The organism is Martinezella rhizogenes (genome assembly GCF_007002745.1).
GTDB lineage: Bacteria > Pseudomonadota > Alphaproteobacteria > Rhizobiales > Rhizobiaceae > Agrobacterium > Agrobacterium cucumeris.
This window is the reverse complement of the sequence record NZ_SGNY01000007.1, coordinates 257,282-276,385: the sequence shown is the minus strand read 5'-3', so window position 1 is coordinate 276,385 and position 19,104 is coordinate 257,282. Positions and strand designations below refer to the sequence as shown.

The window sequence follows — 19,104 nt, the reverse complement described above, 5'->3', positions numbered from 1 at the left end:
CGCAGCTGTCCTCATTTATGATCAACAGGCTAGGCACCGCAGCGGCCCGGTATCCCAACGTTTTTGCTGTTCACAAAATAAGACGCCAAAGAGCCGACGGTCCTGCCAAATGGCAGCTTTAGAGCCATTGGATCCTATTTATAGAGCTCACAGCTGCGTTCGGGGTTTCAAGCTAGCTGTTCAGGAATTCCGTCGTAGCCGCCTTGGCTTTAGTTTTGCGTGCGGGGCTCACCACTCAAGTTTGTACGCAATTCAAAAAGGACCTCCCCTTGAGAAACCTTTCCATTCGGCTGGCGGCTACCCTCGCGGTCGCCGCAAACCTCTCATCGTGCGCGACTTCCGAAACGAAGGTGCTGGAACCCTACAAGCTGGCAAATGGTGCGCAATACCAGGATGTCGTCACGATTGCGGCCAACGGCAAGGGGACGGCGCCGACGGTTACGCAAGTGAAGACCTTTGCGCTGGAGAAATCCGGTCGTAGCGTGCTGGTGACGGATGCGGCCGGGTATGACCCGAGTGCGGTCAGCACCGTTGGTGCGGCTGTGGCGGGCGGGCTTGCTTCCAGCGTTCCGATTGCCATCGGACTTCATAACCAGCGCATCAAACGTACCGGTGATGGTGGCAAGAGTGGTAACGCAGGCCCTGCGGGTCCTGCAGGGCCAGATGGTCCAGCTGGCCCGGCCGGAACTGCAGGTGCAGTTGGGGCGCAGGGTCCGATTGGACCTGTCGGGCCTGCCGGGCCTAAAGGCGAGCCGGGGCCCGCAATGGCAGTTCCTTGATATTGGTCGTGTAGCGCGGCGAACGGCGTTGAGCTTCGGTTTCACGGTATCTTGCGCGCTCACCAGCCGGTCCGACTGGTCTCGGTTGGGCGGGCACCTTCTCATTCACTATGATTCCCACCCTTGAATAGCGATGTCCATCGGAAGAAATCCGCCGGGGGCCTGCCAGGGTAGACTGGCGGGCCATCGGCATATACGAAGGTCTCGATGCGGCCCGGTGTGACTGCGATCTCCAGCGTCCCGCCTGAGATATCCTGCTACGGTAGATCGGCATCGGTCGTGATGAAACCGGCCGCCCGATAAAATGCATTGATACGGTTGAGTGCGACCGCGATGTCGGTGGCAGCCACACTGGCGCCCCGTAGTGTTTCAAAGCCGTAGAGTTTTTTGCCGAACGGCTCGTAGCCTGTGATTTTGATCATCTTGATGTCAAAACAGGGCCCCCCGGGGCCGGCGGGACGATGCTCGGCTCCGGGGGGAGGGTCAAGGGTGCGTTGGCGCGCTGGCGGGCGCGCTCGCGTCTTGACCGCTCAGCTTCAGCCTGACTGGAACTTTGATTGTGAAGCGTGTCCTGAAGGGCACGGGTTGCACGATCAAGATCCTGGGCTGAAGCGGACGACAGGGCTGCCCAAGACAGGCTGGCCCACGGAAAGGCAAGGGGTGCAAGCCGCATCACATTCATCGGGCGTGCTCCTTGTTGAGGTTTGTAAGTGCGCCCGAGAATCCGATCAGCGAGACCCGAAAATCGAGGGCTTCGCGGTTATCGGACCAAATCCTGAGCCGTTCCCCCAGCGCGCCCCATGTCCTGATTGGTGCCAATGCCAATCTCGAACAGGCGTCCTCGATAAAAGGCACCATTTGCCTCTCCGGCTTCAAAGCCTGCCTCAAACTGCTTCACAGAACCTGGAATGTCGCCACCATCAAGCAGCTTGACGCCTTCGGCAGCATTCGCCTGCGCTGACGAGAGAAGAGCCAGAAGCCAAAACGCAGCACCATATGCCCTGAAAAACATAAACGCCTCATGGAATAATCAACGCGATCACTCAATGAGATCCCAAATTGCAAATTAAGAACCATACCGTTACATTTTGCAACGAAACGGTTTCTGGTCGTCGACCATAGTTCCGCCCCATGAACACTGCCGCAGTTGCGCATCATCGCGCACAGGCATGCCGGCCACAATCAACAGACTGGATCTAGCGTCTTTTATAAAGCGGCCGTGGCCGTCGAAACAAACAACTCGTCAGGCGATTGGTACTTGCTATTGCGGTCCGCGATCAGGCATGCAGAGTTTGGCTGTGTCGACAGCAATTCCGCCGCATCCTCTATCGTGATGATGCATTCGTATCGCGGAATGAACTGTATGATGTTGTACAGCGCCAACGTCTGGCGACCGGGTCGTTGTATGTCCCAAACCTCCGGTGCAACAGGTGAGTCAATTATGCCCAGACGGGATTTCGGCCGCTCATTTCGCTCCCGGCAGCCATCGGAGATCAGATATCGCAACTCCGTGTCCATGGGCGCTGGCATACGAACAGTGGTTATTCGATTCAAAGATTACAGCGGAGTGCTTTATTCCGAGTTTGTGCGGCTCTAACGAAAGTCTGGATTCGTTAATGGGTGCAACGCAGTTGATGTAACCGTTTGATACTGCCTATCGCCTAGCCATCGACAGCAAATTTGTTATTGCTGGGATGTACCAGTGAAAATCACCGACCTTCAAAGGCGAGACTAGGAAGTAAAGGCTTTCTGTTTCGCCTTTTTTTGGCATTTCGCCAAGCTCAAGGGCCTGCAGGCAGCAGACGCATTGTTTCGAGGGTACGCGAAACGGGGAGAACGGCACTAGGTCGTCAAATCCTAACTTTCCGATCGTTCAGTTAACCGTAGGTAGGTGTCAGCCGTGGCGTGACACAATGCATTATGGGCAGATTCATGGCGCCTCTGTTCTGCTACGCGCTGACCCAAGGAAGACACGAGGCGGTGCACTGCCGATGCGGGAATCGTGAAAGGATAAAACATGAAGCGCGATACCTATCAGTTCATTACCGACAAGATCGTGGCTGTGCTCGAAACTGGTGTATGCCCTTGGTTGCAGCCGTGGGGCAAAGGTATTAGGCCACACCGGCCGTTACGTCACAACGGCATCCCCTATCATGGGGTCAACACCATCGTGCTTTGGTTAGCCGCGGCGGAACAGGGCTACAATTCGGCCTACTGGCTGACATTCAAGCAAGCGCTGGGACTTGGAGCATCGGTCAGAAAAGGTGAAAAATCAACGCTAGTCGTCTATTCACGCGCAATCGAGAAGGGCACGACAGTCGACCGAAAAATTTCCTTCTCGAGAGGCTACGCTGTTTTCAACGCCCAACAGATCGATGGATTGCCCGTATATTACTATTATAAGCCTGCGCCGACGGACGAGCCAAAACAGGCGATCAAGAACGCGGACATCTTTTTCGCGAACTTGGGAGCGGACATCCGCAACGGCGGAAACTCAGCCTATTACAGCCTGGAAACTGATCATGTTCAAATGCCGCGGTTTGATGCTTTTTCTTCAGCAGAGGCATATGCAGGGACACTTGCGCACGAGCTCATCCGTTGGACATCAAGCCGAGGCCGCCTTAACCGCGATTTGTTACGCTGCGGTCAGGATAAAGACGCTTACGCGCGCGAGGCATTGATTGCCGAGCTTGGAGCGTGTTTTCTGTGCTGCGATCTGGGCATCAAGGCCAGGCCCCGCGAGGATCATGCCTCCCATATCGGCCTGTGGATGAAAATCTTAAAGGGTGACAAACGGGCCATCTTTCAGGCCGCAAGTGCCGCCGAAAAGGCCGTTGGGTTCATGCAAGACCTACAACCACTTACCGATGTCGCGCCGTCTTACCGTCTATAATTACTTCTACTTTGTGATCGCAACAAAATGGCGGACCCTAAAGGCTTGATCCCCAGTCCCCTTATCAACGGATAGGCTCGTTGTTGATCACGAAAGAGCCCGCAGCTGGCGGGCTGCGGGCTCGGTACTGGCTGGTTAACAGCTGCTACCAGCCTATTAAGACTAGCCAGCGTTTCGAATAATGCAGGACGCCATTTCAACGAGAACGTTGCATACCGTTTGATACGGTCACGTCACTCCACGTCGATGCAAGTTTTGTCATAAGCCTCGAACCAACAAAAAATGTCGGTGAGAGTACGGGATGAACGAACGCGGAAAAGTATTGCAGAAGCGCCTGTCGCTGGTGAAATCAGGCGTATGCATGAAGGCCTTGCTTTCAGCTTTTCTGTCCACGCAGTCGGCTTTTGCCCAAGAGCGCGGTCCAGCCGATTTCGGTGCGTTTGGCCAAAATGTCAAAGTCGACGTGCTCGATGATGGGACATGGACAGGCCATCGGGAGTTTAGGACGCGCGACAATCTCATGCGGTTTGCAGATCCCTTTGCAGATACGAAGGTTGCCGGCGCGGGCGCCAAAGCCAACCCCGAACTCGTGACGATTGCAAAAGTGGCTGACGCGCTCAGTTACAAAATTCGCGTATTGCCAAAGCCTCAAGCTGATCGCGCTTCGTATCGTGATTGAGATGGATCCGGTTTAACCAAGAGTATCGCAGCCCGGCGGCTTATCGATCGCCGGGCCTTGTATCTGGCGGAAAGATTTTTCCTTTCCCCACACTTCCATCCCTTTAGCGCTTTGCCGTCATAGGTCGCGCAACGGCGCCTATGACCCGTCAGTGCCGGCAACCTCAGACGAAAGCTATTGGATCAAACGCATGAAGAAGGAGTTGACCGTGGTTTTAAGTCCGAAGATTGAGCAACATCATCCCGATCCTGACATGGTGAGAGAAGCGCTCGAGCATGTGTTCGCTTCGGAGGTTTTTATTAATTCTGGAAGAATGCGCACCTTTCTCGAGTACATCGTTACCGAAACAATGGAGGGACGTGGCGATCGTATAAAGGCTTACAGCATCGCTCTCGAAGTCTTCGGCCGTAAAGATGACTTCGCCATATCGGACGACTCAATCGTGCGCACAACTGCGAACCGTCTCCGCAATTCCCTTGAACGTTACAACGCTTCACCCGACAGCAGAAGGTCACCTCTTCTAATTAGCCTGCCACGTGGGAGGTATGTCCCGGTCTTTGAGAACAATCCCGCCTGCGTTCCAGTAGGAACTAACAACGGGCGGAAGCAGCTGTCTGAAGGGTTTGTCAACTTCCGCCAAAAATATCGATTGTCACTTATTCTCTCAGGCCTTTTACTGATCTGCTTATTTGCGGCGCTTGTGGGACTTCGCGAGTGGTTTCCGCAGGTTGGGCGATCAACGGTGACAGAGGCGACCGGTGCCCCGATGTTATTGGTACAGGATACCCGGTTCTCACCTGGTAGTGCTGTTGCAAAGAAGTTGGCACATGATCTTTCGGCGCTAGCGGCGAACAAACTTGCCGCTCATGGCATGGCCCGGGTCGTTGACGTGGCGAATGACGCCCAAAGTCTCGCGCGGGACCTCGCCGAGAGAAATCCCTCGCGTGTCATCTATACGCTCGACACGGCTATCGTCGGACATGGCGAGGAGTTTGCGTTAGTCTGGAAACTCAACGATGCACATACGCGGGAGGTGTCATGGGCCGACCAGGTATCGCTGGGGAGCGTGAATCTGAATGGGAGTACTGCAGACTCGGCAGCAGATGCATTGGTAAGTGGCGTATTCGGATTGGACGGCGCTATCCCCAGCCTTGAGTCGATGTATCAGGGAGAACTTAGCTGCCTAAGTCCACAGCAACGCGTCGCGATTATCTATGATGCCGGATTGATTCCAAATGCTCGCGAATGTCTTGAAAATCTGGTTGCGAGCCACCCGCGTCATGCGGAAGCCTGGGCAAGCTTGGCTCGTGTATATTTCAGATTAGCGAGACATGCTGCTTCCGTTGGCGAGGACCCTAGCGACTACGGCGAGCTTTTGCACGTTGCGGCGGAGAAAACGTACGAGCTGCTCCCTCAATCCTTTGGTGCTCAATTGGCTGTCGCCTTTGACGTATATAATCACGGAAAGGTGGAATTATTTCAGGAAATAGCGCGGGACATGCTCAAGAAATTTAGAGATCCCCATTTTAAAATAATCATTGGCAACGCTTTTTGGAATATCGGTCGTACCGCCGAGGGTACGACGCTCGTCAAGGAAGGAAGGGAGGAGATGGATCGCCGGGGAACTCTAGCAGACCTGATATTGGCATTTGACCGCTACGAGAACGAGGATTTCGGTGAGGCTTTGAACATACTTGACGGGATCATCAATCCGGAGTTTTACCGCTTCTATCTTCTTCGAGCCGCGACACTTGCAAAATTAGGGCGAACCGAAGCCGCTCGAGCGGCTATCGATAAACTCCATGAGAAACGCCCCGGCTACGAAAATAACCTATACGCAGATTTCCGACACAACAATGTTGCCGATTCAAGGATCGAGCAGCTCGCCGAGGGGCTACGCGAAGCTGGCCTCGCCGTGCCAGTTCCGGCAGGGAATACGAGATAAATATTTGATTTATCAGCGTGCCAATTCGGACCGCAGGTTCGTGAACTGTCTCTGAACGACAATTATTGCAGTCGGAGTTGTCTTATGAGAGGACGCACATGTCTGCTGGCACCATCTGAGAATTGCCATCGAAGTCGGTTCGGTTCCGTTATCCGAGATAATTGTTCGAGGTCGCCCGCGTTGGACCTGGCGATATCGAGTTCTCGCGTCACAGACGCCCTCAGCTTTCGCCGTGTCGTTACCTCCGGTTCGAGGACGCGGAACGATGCGTCCTTTTCGTCACGCTCATCAACGAGGTTGAGCCCGTCGCGGGTAGAGCGGCCAAGACTCACGGCATTTCCGGTGAAAAGTCAGAATTTTCGCGATTGCAAGCCGCCCCGATGAGGCGGCTTGCGTTAGTCGGTGACCCTCAAGCGGCCAGGGGCTTGGAAGCGCGAAGGGCCAGGTTGATCAGGCAGGTGATCGCGATGTTCGCCGCCAAGGCCAACAGTCCCGTATAGACGGTGAAGGGTTCGCCGCCCAGGCTGACCGCGTGCAGGGGTTTCCAGCCGGCATCCCAGACAAGGTATGTTCCGCCGACAAAGCCAACGACCCATCCGGCCAGCAGTGCCGGCGCGCGAAACCAGTTGGAATAAAGACCAAAGATCAGCGCCGGTAGAGTCTGCAAGATCCAGATGCCACCCAGCAATTGCAGATCAAGGGCAAACTGCGTGGGCAGGAGAAGGATGACCAGCAGCGCGCCGACCTTGACGACGAGCGACGATAGCTTGGCCACCTTGGCTTCTCCTTCCGTGGTCACGTTCGGATTGACATAAGCCTTCCAGAAGTTCCGGGTAAACAGATTGGCGGCACCAATGCTCATGACGGCTGCCGGGACCAGTGCGCCGATCGCGATGGCAGCGAAAGCGAAGCCGGCGAACCAGCTCGGAAACAGCATCTGGAATAGGGCTGGCACGACGTCGTTCGGGCTATCCAGCTTCAGGCCGGCAGCGTGCCCCATATAGCCGAGCAGTGCCAGGAGGCCGAGCAGCAACGTATATGCAGGTAGAAGCACAGCGTTTTTGCGGATCGTGTTGGCGCTGTTGGACGCGAATATCCCTGTTAGGGTGTGGGGATACATGAAGGCCGCCAGAGCCGAACCCAAGGCAAGGGTAGCATAGGCGACATACTGGTTTCCGCCGAGCAACAAACTCCCGGTGCCCTTGGCATCGAATGCAGCCTTGGCGGATGCGAAGACGTTGTCATATCCACCAAGCTTTGAAGGAATAAGCAGGACGGCGACGATCACCACGATATAGATCATGATGTCCTTGACGAAGGCGATCAGAGCCGGTGCGCGCAGCCCTGCCGAATAGGTGTAAAGCGCCAGGATGATGAAGGCGATCGACAGCGGGATTTCGCCGTGAAGTCCGAGCGCCTTGAGCGCGGCCGTCATGCCGATCAGCTGCAGGGCGATGTAGGGCATGGTGGCAATAACGCCGGTTGCCGCGACGGCCAATTCGAGGGCCCGTGAGCCGAACTGGCCGTGGACGATGTCGCCAGCGGTCACGTAACCTGCATCACGGGCGCGCTTCCAGAGCAATGGCATGACCGCGAAAACAAAGGGGTAGACGATAATCGTGTAAGGCAGGGCGAAAAAACCGTATGCGCCGACGACATAGACAAGCGCCGGTACTGCGATGATCGTATAGGCGGTGTAGAAGTCGCCGCCAACCAGGAACCAGGTGATCCAGGTGCCGAAAGAGCGCCCTCCCAGGCCCCATTCGTCGATATTGTCGAGGTCTTTGGGCTTGCGCCAGCGGGAGGCGACAAAGCCGAGCACGGTGACCAGAACGAAGAAGAAGGTGAAAACGGACAGTGCCGTGACGTCGATCTCAGTCGTCATTGCGCACACTCCGATAGGCGACATAGGTGAGGAAGGCCGTCAACGGTACCCAGGCCAGCTGATACCAATAAAAGAACGGGAAACCGAAAAGGGCCGGCTCCTCGATATTGTAGAAGGGAACCCAGAGAAGACCGATATACGGAAGAGCAAGAAGCGACAAAGCCGCCTTCTTGCGCAGAGACTTTTGCGCCATGGTATTTCCTCCCAACTTGGCGTGTACGCCTGAAGGTCGTAGGGTCATTGATTTATGGTTACAATCGCGCCGCCGGCAAACTTGGACGCGAATACCCAGAAGTGGGTATGGGTCACGGAGCCAAAACGCCAATGCCCCGATCGAGTGCGTAGCGTACCAATTCCGCTGTTGATTTCAGCGCCAGCTTCTTTTTCAGGTGCTTTCGATGGGTTTCGGCTGTCGCGATGGTGATTCCGAGAGCATCGGCAATTTCGCGATTATTCTTCCCCGCAACCAGCTCGCGCAGCACGTCACGCTCCCGGGTGGTCAAAAGCTCGGATTCATCTATACGTGCCGCCTCCAATATGGCGTCTGCTACACCGGACGAGAAATAGGTGCCGCCTTTCGCGACCGCTTCGATGGCGGCTGCGATCTCGTCGGTCGAGACATCCTTAAGGATGTAGCCGGAAGCGCCACGCAGCACGGACGACGAGATGTATTCTTTGTCATGGTGCATCGAGAGCATGATGATGCCGCATGCGGGCAGAGCGTTCTTGAACAGGCCTATCGCGTCTATGCCGCTGATCCTTGGCATGTTGATATCCAGCAGGATGACGTCCGGATGAAGCCCGGCTGCCAGGTCCAACCCCGCCTGCGCATCGGCGGCGATCCCCACGACGTTCAAATGCGCATAGGTCTGAAGGATGGCCCGGAGCCCATCCAGAACCACTGGATGATTATCGACAAGCAAGACCCGGATGGTATGGGGTTTATTCATGCCACTGACTCCGTCAGAACACGATGCGCCGAGCGCGGCATCAAGATGGTCAGTACGGTTCCCTTATCGTCGCTTTTGATCAGCAGAATACCGTGGAAATGTGCCACCCGTTCCTGCATGTTGCGCAAACCGAGGCCCGGCGACGTGTTGCTCTCGCTATTAAATCCCGTGCCATTGTCGCCGATCGTCATTCGGCTGCGGCCACGCTCGCTGCGCAGGCGGATGAAAACCGTGGTCGCACCGGCATGCCGCTCGACATTGGTGAGTGCTTCCTGCGCGATGCGGTAGAGGGCCGTACTGGCCTCCGCTTTCAGGCCGTCCGCAAAAAAGCTGGCGTCCAGCGTTGCCTGCAGGCCTGTCCTGACGCGAAAACCCTCACACAAGGCCCGCAGCGCCGCGATAAGCCCAAGATCATCGAGCAGAGGCGGCCTCAGTGCATGTGACAGTTGGCGTACGTCACGGATCGCATCGTTGAGTGTCTTGATGCCACCTTCGATCGCTCCCAAGACGTCATTGTCGCCTGCCTTGACCATGCGTTCGGCCAAATTCATCGCATAACGAACACCGACCAGACTTTGCGAGATACCGTCGTGTAGGTCGCGGGCAAGCCTTGTACGTTCCTGCTCCTGTGTATCGATTACTCGCTGCGTCAACTGTCGCAGCTTGCGATCGGCAAGTCGTCGCTCGCTGACCGTGAGGACCATGCCCGTCGCAAATACCAGCAGGACCGCCGGTACTGTCACCAATGCGACGACTTTGAATGTCCAGCCGATGGTGTTGCGAAAGTCCAATTGTGCTGTCTTGGTCTGTACATGGATTTCATCAAGGTAGATGCCCGTTCCCAGAATCCAGCGCCAGTCGTCAAGTTTGGCCACGTAGGAAAGTTTGTCGCCGACCTGGTCCGTCGCCGGCCGCTCCCATTTGTATTGGACGAAACCGCCGCCCGCCTTCGCGGTGTCGATTAGGCTTGCGATGACCTTCTTGCCATCTGCGTCGATGAGATCCAGCCAGTTACGGCCGGGGAACTCGTTTTGTCGGGGATGGACGATGCTGTTGCCGGCATAATCGTAAACGAAGAAATATCCGTCCTCTCCATAGTCCAGGCTCTTGATAAGTTCGATCGCCCTTTTCTGCTTCTCATCGTCCGAGAGGCCGCTCTGCGCCATGATCCCGCGGACGGCTGACATGGCCACATAGGTGAGATGAACGATTTCGCTCTCTTTGGCTTTCAGCATATTCCGCTCGAACGTGGATATGCTGCTCTCGGCCAACGTCCTGGACTGCCATGTGATGAAGGCCGAGATGGCGAGCACCGCCAAGACCAGCGGTAAGATGGAAAGGGCGATGATCTGCTGCCGAAAATTCATGGAAATGAAGGCCCTTTTCACCGGCACGTTGTTTTTAACAGTAAGATCAGCGCATATTTTTACGGCATTCAGGAAATGCTGCCAGTTTCTGCAATGTCGCTTTAATCCCGACAAAGGTTAGAATTTTGCGCCTAAGTTTTGCAAGGCGCATTTTGGCAGCGCTGTTCATGCGGCGATTTTGCCGAAATCTATATGGCTGTCCAGATCGAGGTCGAACCGGCCGTAGTGATTTTCGTGATGTGAGGCCGCGATAATCTTCCGGTGAAATACGGCCGTGTCAGGCTGGTTTAGAGAGCAACGTTTGCAGCATGCAGGTGTTCACATAGATGAGCGAGATTTCAAGAAGATCGCCCCCGAAACATTCCGGTTGTGCATCGCTCGTATAGACGACCACCCTCTTGTCTGGCGATAGATATACTTGAACCCGAGTCGCAGAAGCGAAACTCGTCCCGCCGCCATTAGTTCGTCATATCAAGCAGCTGAAGAACGCGCCGAGCCATATCTGTGCCTCTGTCGTCGTTGCGCCATGCCAACAGCAATGGAACCGAAAATGTCAGCGGCAATGGAATTTTTGTCACCTTGGGAGAGGTTATCCCCACGGCTGAAGGTAATATCGAACAGTAGCCGTGGCCGACAATCAGCTGCACTGCCACCGGTATGCTGTCGATCTCGATTAACTGCACCTTTGACAGCCAGGTTGGTCCAAGCAGATGCTCGAGGAAGCTTTCGGCGGTCTGGCGCAGTCCGGAGGCGCGGGAAGGCAGTACCAGGCGGTGCTTGAGGATCGCCTCGCGCATCTGTGCCGGCGAATCCTGGTCCGCCGGATCAGCCGCGTCATGCTGCAGGAAACAGGAAAGGTGGCTGCGCAGAACCTCGCGGCTGCGGAGCCTGGAATTGTTTAGCGGCATGTCGACAAGCACTGCATCGTACCGCTGCTGTTCAAGCCCTTCCAGCAGGCTGTCTGCAAGCCCCGGCTGCATCAGCAGCGGTGTGTCGAAACGGCGTGCCCAGTTGGCGGCAATTCGCGCAAGAATGATTGCCGACGGGCTGTCCGTTGTTGCTGGAGGAATGCCGCCGAATGACCAATGCCGTAGATGCCGCTTGAAACGCAGCGCCGATGTGGAATCCAGCGTAGCCCAGATATCGCGTAATTTGCTGACGTGAGGTGATATGCGAAGCCCCTCGGGCGATGCGCGCGAACCGTCGCGGGTCCGTTCAAAAAGTCGGACGCCGAGATTTTCCTCCAGCATGGCGATCATCCGTGTAAGCTGTGGTTGTCCGATTTGCAGTCTCAACGCGGATTTGCGGATCGAGCCCGATTCGAGAATGTCCACGAAGCGGAAAAGCGCAATTAGCGATACGCTTTTCTGATAAATACCCTTCGCATGGTCATCACCGCACTTGCCGTGGATCGCGAAGATTTCATCGGCGGCCCGCGCGAGATATGGGCTGAGCCTGCCCCCTTCCGCCGTCAGTATCAGACCTTTTGCGCCGTGAACGAAAAACTTGACCGAGAGGGCGTTCTCCAGACGACTGACGGCATCCGATACGGTCGAAACTGGAATGCCCGTCGCGCTGGACGCAAGATGGATGCCGCCGAGGCGAACCACCTGATCACATAAAAGAATTGTCGAAACCTTCACTTACCGCGTCTCGTTTTGACCTTCCCATTCCGGCATCAGCCGTCCGGATTTTGGGATATACCACTAATTCCATTGTGCCTCATAGTCGAAATATGACAGGAGGACGATATGGCGGATTTCGATACGGTTTTGGCGGGGCGTGTCATTCTGACGGACCGCGAGATTTCGCGAGGTTTCGTGGCCATTCGCGATGGGAAAACGGCACTCATCGGAGAAGGCCCGGCACCGGCTGGAAGAGAAAATCATGATTTTGGCACCGGCCTTTTATTGCCTGGTGCCATCGACGCTCAGGTACATTCGCTGTCGCAAAAGGGGGCTGAAGGATTTGCCGCCTCGACCCGTGCGGCGGCGGCAGGCGGCGTTACGACAATCGTGGACATGCCCTACGACGAGGGCAATCTTGTATGTTCCGCCGAGGCCGTGGCGCGTAAGGTCGCGATGATCGACGATGAGGCGCGCATCGACGTGGCACTTTACGGTACCGTCGATCCGCAAGAGGGTCCTGCCCGCATTGCTGAACAGGCGGCGGCGGGAGTTTGCGCCTATAAATTCTCGACCTTCGGCACGGATCCCCACCGCTTTCCGCGCATCCCGCCAGCGCTGCTGCGGGCCTGCTTCGCCGAGGTTGCAAAGACCGGGCTTGCGGCAGGCGTGCACAATGAGGACGATGCCTATGTCCGCGCCGCGATTGCCGAGGTGGAGGCATCCGGCATCACCGACTGGCGAGCGCACGGCCTGTCACGTCCTGAACTGGCCGAGACGCTGGCGACGCTGCAGATTTATGAAACCGGCGCCGAGACAGATTGCCCGGCGCATGTCGTCCATTGCTCCGTCAGCCGCGGCTACGAGATCGCCGAGATGTATCGCAGGAATGGCCGGTATTCTTCCATCGAATGCTGCATTCACTACCTTGTTCTGGATGAGGAGAATGATGTTGCACGGCTTGGCGGCAAGGCCAAGATCAACCCGCCGATACGCGCCCGACGAGAAGTGGAGGCGATCTGGCGACATCTGGCCGAAGGGCGGGTGTCGATGGTGTCTACCGATCATGTGAGCTGGAGCGAAGATCGCAAGACCAACCCCGATATGCTGAAAAATGCCTCTGGCGTGCCCGGGCTGGAGGTGATGGTGCCGCTTTTCGTCAAGGGCGCGATCGCGCGCGGCGTGCCGCTGGTGTGGGCGGCCCGGCTGATGGCCGAAAATCCGGCCCGGCATTTTCGTCTGGACCACCAGAAAGGCGGGTTGCAGGTTGGGCGTGATGCCGACGTCATGGTGCTTGTCGATCGGCCCGTGGTGTATGACGCAGCCACCAGCCCTCACTCGATTGCGGGGTGGTCACCTTATCACGGCATGGAGCTGCCCTGGACGGTTGCAGCCACCTGGCGGCGAGGCGAGATGGTCTTCGACGGGGAAAACGTGCTTGCTGCGCCGGGAACAGGTATTTTTGTGCGGCCGCCCGAAACACTTGGTCTGCGCGAGGTGCTGTTGTGATGCGCCGCAATCTCGACGCGTCAATAAAGGACATAGAAGCGGATCTCGACGCACTGGCGCAGATTACCGATCCGGAACGCCCCTGGACCCGCCGCGCCTTCTCACCCCGTTTTGATGAAGGGCGCGACTATCTTCGGCGACGTTTCCTGAGTGAAGGATTAAACGTCTCGATCGATACGGGCGGGAACCTGATTGGTCGACGCGAAGGCACCGAGCCGCAGGCCGGAACGATCATGCTGGGTTCACATTCCGACACCGTGCCGGATGGCGGCCGTTTTGATGGTGTTGCCGGTGTTGTCGTTGCATTGGAGGTCGCACGCATTCTTTCACGGCGCGGAGTTGCCTTGCGGCACAACCTGGCCGTCGTCGATTTTCTTGCTGAAGAAGTCTCCATTTTCGGCGTTTCCTGCATCGGTTCGCGGGCGATGGCGGGTGTTCTGCCGCAGGACTGGCTGAGGCGCATCAGCGACGGGCGCGATCTGGCGACGGCCATGCGTGATGTGGGCGGCAAGCCGGAAAGTCTTGGAGCTCCCTTGGCTGATGACCTGAAGGCCTTTCTGGAACTGCACATCGAGCAGGGGCCGGTTCTCGAACGGGAAAAAATTGCGCTTGGGGTGGTGACAACCATTGTCGGCATCAATCGCGTCGAGATCGAGGTTAAGGGTCGTCCCGATCATGCCGGTACGACTCCGATGGGGTTGCGCGCCGATGCCCTCGTCGCTGCGGCGCGGATCGTAAGTGAGATCGAGCGGTACGCGACGGAGCTTTCCGGTGGTCCCGGGCATTTTACCGCAACCGTGGGTGAGTTCGAAATCTCCCCCAACGCCGCCAATGTGGTGCCGGGGCGGGTCCGCATGCTGGTCGATATCCGCGCCGAACGGGCCGAGGACAAGGAGGCGTTCGTGTCCTGGCTGACCGGACTTGACGCGGACGGTGAAAATACGATCGAAGCGCGGCTGATTTCCGGCAATCCCGGCGTGCAGATGGATGATGGATTGCAGGAGATGCTGGCAAAGGCCGCAGACCGGCTGGACACGCCCTATCGCAAGATGGTGTCGGGTGCGGGCCATGATGCGGCGTTCATGGCACGGCTGTGCCCTTCGGCGATGCTCTTCGTTCCATGCCGCGACGGCCGTTCCCATTGCCCGGAAGAGTGGGCCGATGCGGCCGACCTCGCTCTGGCGGCTGAAGTTCTGGCAAACACGATTATGGAATTGGACAGAAAAAGGGAGGGCTGAAGGTGGCCAGAATTCTGACGGAAAAAGATGTGGAACCCGCAGTGCGGGGAGGCGCGGTCTATGCGGCCGGCGGCGGCGGCTGGGTCCACCATGGACGGATGCTGGGCTACGCCGCGGTGAACGCCGGTGCGCCGGAACTCGTCTCGATTAACGAATTGAACGAAGACGAATGGGTGGCGACGGCTGCCGCCATCGGCGCGCCTGCCTCCACCACGCCCTGGGAAATGCGGGGCGTTGATTATGTCAAGGCCGTGCAGCTTTTGCAGGATGAGCTTGGTGCGAAGGTCGCGGCCCTGATGATCGGGCAGAACGGCAAGTCCTCGACCCTCAATGCATGGCTGCCTTCCGCTATCCTCGGCTGCAAGGTACTGGACGCGGTGGGTGACATGCGCGCCCATCCGACCGGCGATATGGGCGCGATCGGTATGGCTGGAAAACCGGACCAGTCGATCCAGACGGCCGTTGGCGGAAATCGCGATCAGAACCGCTATATCGAGCTTGTAACGCGCGGCGCAACCGGCCGGATCTCTCCTATCCTGCGCACCGCCTCCGACATGTCGGGCGGTTTCATTGCCTCGGCTCGCAACCCGGTTCGTGCCGGTTACGTCGCGAAGAATGCGGCACTCGGCGGAATTTCCAAGGCGCTGGAACTTGGCCATGCAATCCTCGCTGCCGAGCCTCGAGGGCATGCGGCAGTCCTCGATGCGATCCTTGCGACCACGGGCGGCAGGATCATGATCGAGGGAGAGATCACCGCTAAGGATGTCCATTATACGAATGAGGCTTTCGACGTCGGTACCGTCACCATCGGCAGGGGCGAGAGGGCGCTGACCCTGCATGTGATGAACGAATACATGGCTGTTGATGCGGTCGATGGTCGTCGCCTTGCGACCTTTCCGGATGTCATCACCACATTGTCGCAGGAGATCGAGCCACTGTCGGTCGGCGAGCTGAAGGTCGGCATGAAGATCCATCTGCTACATGTCCCAAAGACCCTCATTCCGATCGGCGCGGGCCTGATGGACCCGGCGATTTATGTCCACCCCGAAAAGGTCATGGGCATCAACCTGACCGACTACGCATTGGAGGCCTGAAGATGCCGAGAGAAAATCCCCGTAATCCGGGCTTCCCGATCCCTTCAGGCCCGGACCTTCGAGCCAAGGGCTGGCGGCAGGAAGCCCTGCTGCGCCTCATGGAAAACGTGCTGGCTGTTGGTGAAGACCCCGAGAACCTCGTCGTCTACGCAGCACTCGGGAAGGCGGCGCGCAGCAAGGCCGCATATGATGCCATCGTGCGTGCATTGACCACCATGGATGAGGATCAGACACTCGTCATCCAGTCGGGAAAGCCGGTCGGCTTGATGAAGACTTCGACCGAGGCCCCGATGGTCATCATGGCCAATTGCAACATGGTCGGCCAATGGGCCAAGGCCGAGAATTTTTATGCTCTCGAACGCAAGGGCCTCATATGCTGGGGCGGCCTGACTGCGGGGGCATGGCAATATATCGGCTCGCAGGGCGTCATTCAGGGTACCTACGAAATCTTCATGCGCATTGCCGAACGCCGCTTCGGTGGCACGCTCAATGGGCGTTTCGTACTGACCGCGGGCCTTGGTGGTATGGGAGGAGCGCAGCCGCTTGCCGGTCGCATGGCAGGCGCGGCCATCCTGTGCATAGAGATCAATCCGGAACGGGCCCGCACTCGCAAGGATATCGGCTATCTCGACGAGATTGCCGATGACCTCGATAGCGCACTGGCGCGAATTGAAGAGGCCCGCGCCAAGGGTGAGGCGCTGTCCGTCGGGCTTGTCGGCAATGCAGCGGAAATCTATCCCGAAATAGCCGCGCGCGGGATCATCCCGGATATCGTGACCGATCAGACCTCCGCCCATGATCTTGTTTATGGCTATATTCCAATCGGTTACGATCTGGAACGGGTACGCCGCCTGCGCAGCCAGAACCCGGATGAGCTAATCGAGGCCGGCAGGGCGTCGATTGCCAAACAGGTAACAGCCATGCTGGAATTCCAGCGGGCCGGCTCGGAGGTTTTCGACAATGGCAATTTGATCCGAACGCAGGCGCAGGCCGGTGGGGTTGCCGACGCCTTCGATATTCCGGTCTTCACCGAAGCCTATCTGCGCCCGCTGTTCTGCCGGGCGATTGGTCCCTTCCGCTGGATGGCCCTCTCCGGCGACGCCTCTGATATTGCGCGGATAGACGAGCTGGTGCTGGAGATGTTTCCGGACAACAAGATCGTCACCAACTGGATTTCGCTGGCGCGCAAGCATGTTCCGTTCGAGGGGCTGCCGGCACGTATCGCATGGCTTGGCCATGGCGAAAGAAGCGCGCTCGCACGGCGGGTCAACGGTCTGGTCGCTTCGGGCGAATTGAAGGGGCCGGTTGCCTTCTCTCGCGATCACCTCGATTCAGCGGGCATGGCGCATCCAAACATCATGACGGAGAACATGCTCGACGGTTCGGACGCCATCGCCGACTGGCCGCTTCTCGACGCGATGTTGCTCTGCGCTTCGCGCGCCGACCTTGTCGCACTTCATTCCGGCGGCGGGGGTTATGCGGGCTTCATGACCTCGGCAGGGGTCACGATCGTCGCTGATGGAACCAACGCGGCCGACGACCGGCTTTCGCAATCGCTCGACAATGATACCGGGCTTGGCGTCATCCGTTACGCGGATGCGGGCTATGCCGAAGCACAGGATGAAATTGCCAGCAAGGGCATACATCACGTGAAGATCTGACGAGATCAAAGCAGCGAGGAGAGGCCGTCAATCGCCACGAGCGGCGGAAAATTACGATCACCAATCAACACTGCCTGCCGTTGTCGGCAGGCCAAGAGGGGACAATAATGGAAAAAACATATCAAAATTTGTCAGTGACACCGGCCAGACGGTCATCACCGGAGCGCGCCGTTGCTGCAGCATCGATAGGCAACGCCCTCGAATGGTATGACTTCACCGTCTATGCGCTGTTTGCCATCTATATCGCCCATAATTTCTTTCCCGGCGGCGATCACACGGTCGAACTCGTGAAAGCCTTTCTTGCCTTCGGGCTGGGCTTTGTCATCCGCCCCCTGGGAGCCATCGTGATCGGGGTCTATGGCGACAAGGCCGGTCGAAAGGCCGCACTGTTCCTGACCATCATGATCATGGCGGTGGGCACCCTGCTGATTGCGGTGGCCCCGACCTATGCCGCGATTGGTGTGGGAGCGCCACTCATGATCCTTGCCGGACGAGTCCTTCAGGGCTTCTCCGCGGGCGGAGAAATCGGCGGAGCAGCCGCCTTTCTTGTTGAACATGCGCCAGCCGACAAAAAAGGCAAATATGCTTCCTGGCTCCAGGCAAGCATGGCGATTTCCAATATCATGGGTGCACTCGTCGCCTTTGCTGTTACCTCGCTCCTGACGGAGCAGGAGATTGGAGACTGGGGCTGGCGGATTCCGTTCTTCATCGGGGTCTTGATCGCGCCGGTGGGCCTTTGGCTGCGCAAGACGCTGGACGAAACACCGGCTTTTCAGGCGGAACAGGCAAGTCTCGAGAACCAGTCCGCCAAAACACCCCTGAAGCTCGTCTTCTCTGACTATTTCGGCCATCTGATCAAAGGTTTTGCTTTCTCGATCCTGTGGGCCGTTTGCGTTTACGTGCTGATCATCTACATGCCGATCTTCGTTCAGCGGGCTTTCGGTTTCAGTGCTTCGGAGGCGTTTACGGCATCGCTGATTGGAAACGTCTTCCTTGCGGTGGGTTGCGTCAGCGCTGGAAGTATTTCGGACAGGATCGGTCGGCGCTTGATGCTTGCTATTGCGGCCGGCGCAATGCTGGTTGCCGTCTACCCCCTGATCTGGTGGCTGCAATCTTCGCCGACGCTGACGACGCTCATCATCGTGCAAAGCCTGTTCTGCATCATGGTCTCGGGATATGTCGGGGTTGCGCCCGCTACCCTGTCCGAGCTTTTCCCGACGAATATCCGCACCACCGGCATGTCATTGGCCTATAACGCCGCTGTCACGATCTTCGGAGGATTTGCCCCGGCGACGCTGACCTGGCTCGGCAGCACGGAAATCGGTTATCACGCACCGGGATTTTACGTCATGGCCGCCGCATTCATATCGCTGATAGCGGTTCTGATCCTGCCAAAACCATATTCCACGAACTAAGAGATGGGCCGCCAAAGGCCCAGCTCCCACATAGCTCAACCCACCATGTCTGGAAAATTACAGT

The 19,104-nt window shown here is 57.4% G+C and carries 16 protein-coding genes and 1 pseudogene; 9 read left to right on the top strand and 8 right to left on the bottom strand.

The genetic code is table 11. The features are described 5' to 3' along the window. Positions 1-269 precede the first annotated feature (269 nt). Positions 270-779, top strand: coding sequence for a collagen-like protein (locus tag EXN68_RS28085; protein WP_161991414.1), 510 nt, complete (start codon positions 270-272; stop codon positions 777-779). A 257-nt stretch (positions 780-1,036) separates the two neighbouring features. Here the strand turns inward: EXN68_RS28085 and EXN68_RS20465 are convergent, their stop codons facing one another. Together EXN68_RS20465 and EXN68_RS20460 are read right to left on the bottom strand one after the other, a co-directional pair. After that, the gene (locus EXN68_RS20465) at positions 1,037-1,201 is read right to left on the bottom strand and encodes a POTRA domain-containing protein (RefSeq protein WP_142842592.1); all 165 of its coding nucleotides are present in this window, start codon (positions 1,199-1,201) and stop codon (positions 1,037-1,039) included. 338 nt (positions 1,202-1,539) lie between these two features. After that, positions 1,540-1,791 carry a hypothetical protein gene (locus EXN68_RS20460; RefSeq protein ID WP_142842591.1) on the bottom strand — a complete coding sequence of 84 codons (252 nt, stop codon included), beginning with the start codon at positions 1,789-1,791 and terminating at the stop codon, positions 1,540-1,542. Between the two features lie 1,005 nt (positions 1,792-2,796). Here EXN68_RS20460 and EXN68_RS20455 point away from each other — a divergent pair. The 3 genes from EXN68_RS20455 (at position 2,797) to EXN68_RS20445 (ending at position 6,296) form a co-directional block, all read left to right on the top strand. Then, positions 2,797-3,672 (top strand): ArdC family protein, encoded by an 876-nt coding sequence (locus EXN68_RS20455; protein WP_142842590.1) that lies wholly within the window; start codon positions 2,797-2,799, stop codon positions 3,670-3,672. Between the two features lie 301 nt (positions 3,673-3,973). Next, positions 3,974-4,351 carry a hypothetical protein gene (locus tag EXN68_RS20450; protein ID WP_142842589.1) on the top strand — a complete coding sequence of 126 codons (378 nt, stop codon included), beginning with the start codon at positions 3,974-3,976 and terminating at the stop codon, positions 4,349-4,351. Positions 4,352-4,541: 190 nt separating this feature from the next. Then, positions 4,542-6,296, top strand: a complete 1,755-nt coding sequence (locus tag EXN68_RS20445) for a tetratricopeptide repeat protein (protein WP_142842588.1) — start codon at positions 4,542-4,544, stop codon at positions 6,294-6,296. A gap of 409 nt (positions 6,297-6,705) precedes the next feature. Here EXN68_RS20445 and mctP read toward each other — a convergent pair whose 3' ends face one another. The 6 genes and pseudogenes from mctP to EXN68_RS20405 form a co-directional block, all read right to left on the bottom strand. Continuing rightward, on the bottom strand, positions 6,706-8,181 hold the full coding sequence (mctP, locus tag EXN68_RS20430; protein ID WP_142842587.1) for a monocarboxylate uptake permease MctP: 1,476 nt from the start codon (positions 8,179-8,181) through the stop codon (positions 6,706-6,708). Continuing rightward, on the bottom strand, positions 8,171-8,374 hold the full coding sequence (locus tag EXN68_RS20425; protein WP_161991413.1) for a DUF3311 domain-containing protein: 204 nt from the start codon (positions 8,372-8,374) through the stop codon (positions 8,171-8,173). The genes mctP and EXN68_RS20425 overlap by 11 nt, the downstream gene beginning before the upstream one ends. 112 nt (positions 8,375-8,486) lie before the next feature. Further along, on the bottom strand, positions 8,487-9,131 hold the full coding sequence (mctR, locus tag EXN68_RS20420) for a two-component system response regulator MctR (protein ID WP_142842585.1): 645 nt from the start codon (positions 9,129-9,131) through the stop codon (positions 8,487-8,489). Beyond that, positions 9,128-10,498: a two-component system sensor histidine kinase MctS gene (mctS, locus tag EXN68_RS20415; RefSeq protein WP_142842584.1), complete on the bottom strand. Its 1,371-nt coding sequence runs from the start codon at positions 10,496-10,498 to the stop codon at positions 9,128-9,130. Before mctS ends, mctR begins: the two co-directional genes overlap by 4 nt. A gap of 165 nt (positions 10,499-10,663) precedes the next feature. Next, a pseudogene (locus EXN68_RS28250) lies at positions 10,664-10,844 on the bottom strand (hypothetical protein); the annotation flags it as partial. A 112-nt stretch (positions 10,845-10,956) separates the two neighbouring features. Beyond that, entirely contained in the window at positions 10,957-12,108 is a 1,152-nt protein-coding gene (locus EXN68_RS20405) for a LysR family transcriptional regulator (RefSeq protein ID WP_161991412.1), read from the bottom strand. Between the two features lie 141 nt (positions 12,109-12,249). On the opposite strand from EXN68_RS20405, the gene EXN68_RS20400 reads away from it, so the two are divergent. The 5 genes from EXN68_RS20400 to EXN68_RS20380 all read left to right on the top strand — a co-directional run bounded on the left by EXN68_RS20400 (position 12,250) and on the right by EXN68_RS20380 (position 19,040). Continuing rightward, positions 12,250-13,632 carry a dihydroorotase gene (locus tag EXN68_RS20400; protein WP_142842582.1) on the top strand — a complete coding sequence of 461 codons (1,383 nt, stop codon included), beginning with the start codon at positions 12,250-12,252 and terminating at the stop codon, positions 13,630-13,632. Beyond that, positions 13,632-14,870, top strand: a complete 1,239-nt coding sequence (locus EXN68_RS20395) for a Zn-dependent hydrolase (RefSeq protein ID WP_142842581.1) — start codon at positions 13,632-13,634, stop codon at positions 14,868-14,870. Before EXN68_RS20400 ends, EXN68_RS20395 begins: the two co-directional genes overlap by 1 nt. 2 nt (positions 14,871-14,872) lie before the next feature. Continuing rightward, complete coding sequence (locus EXN68_RS20390) at positions 14,873-15,964, top strand: DUF917 domain-containing protein (protein ID WP_142842580.1); 1,092 nt, start codon at positions 14,873-14,875, stop codon at positions 15,962-15,964. Between the two features lie 2 nt (positions 15,965-15,966). Continuing rightward, on the top strand, positions 15,967-17,625 hold the full coding sequence (locus EXN68_RS20385) for a urocanate hydratase (RefSeq protein ID WP_142842579.1): 1,659 nt from the start codon (positions 15,967-15,969) through the stop codon (positions 17,623-17,625). 107 nt (positions 17,626-17,732) lie between these two features. Further along, on the top strand, positions 17,733-19,040 hold the full coding sequence (locus EXN68_RS20380; RefSeq protein ID WP_142842578.1) for an MFS transporter: 1,308 nt from the start codon (positions 17,733-17,735) through the stop codon (positions 19,038-19,040). The last annotated feature ends 64 nt before the right edge of the window (positions 19,041-19,104 follow it).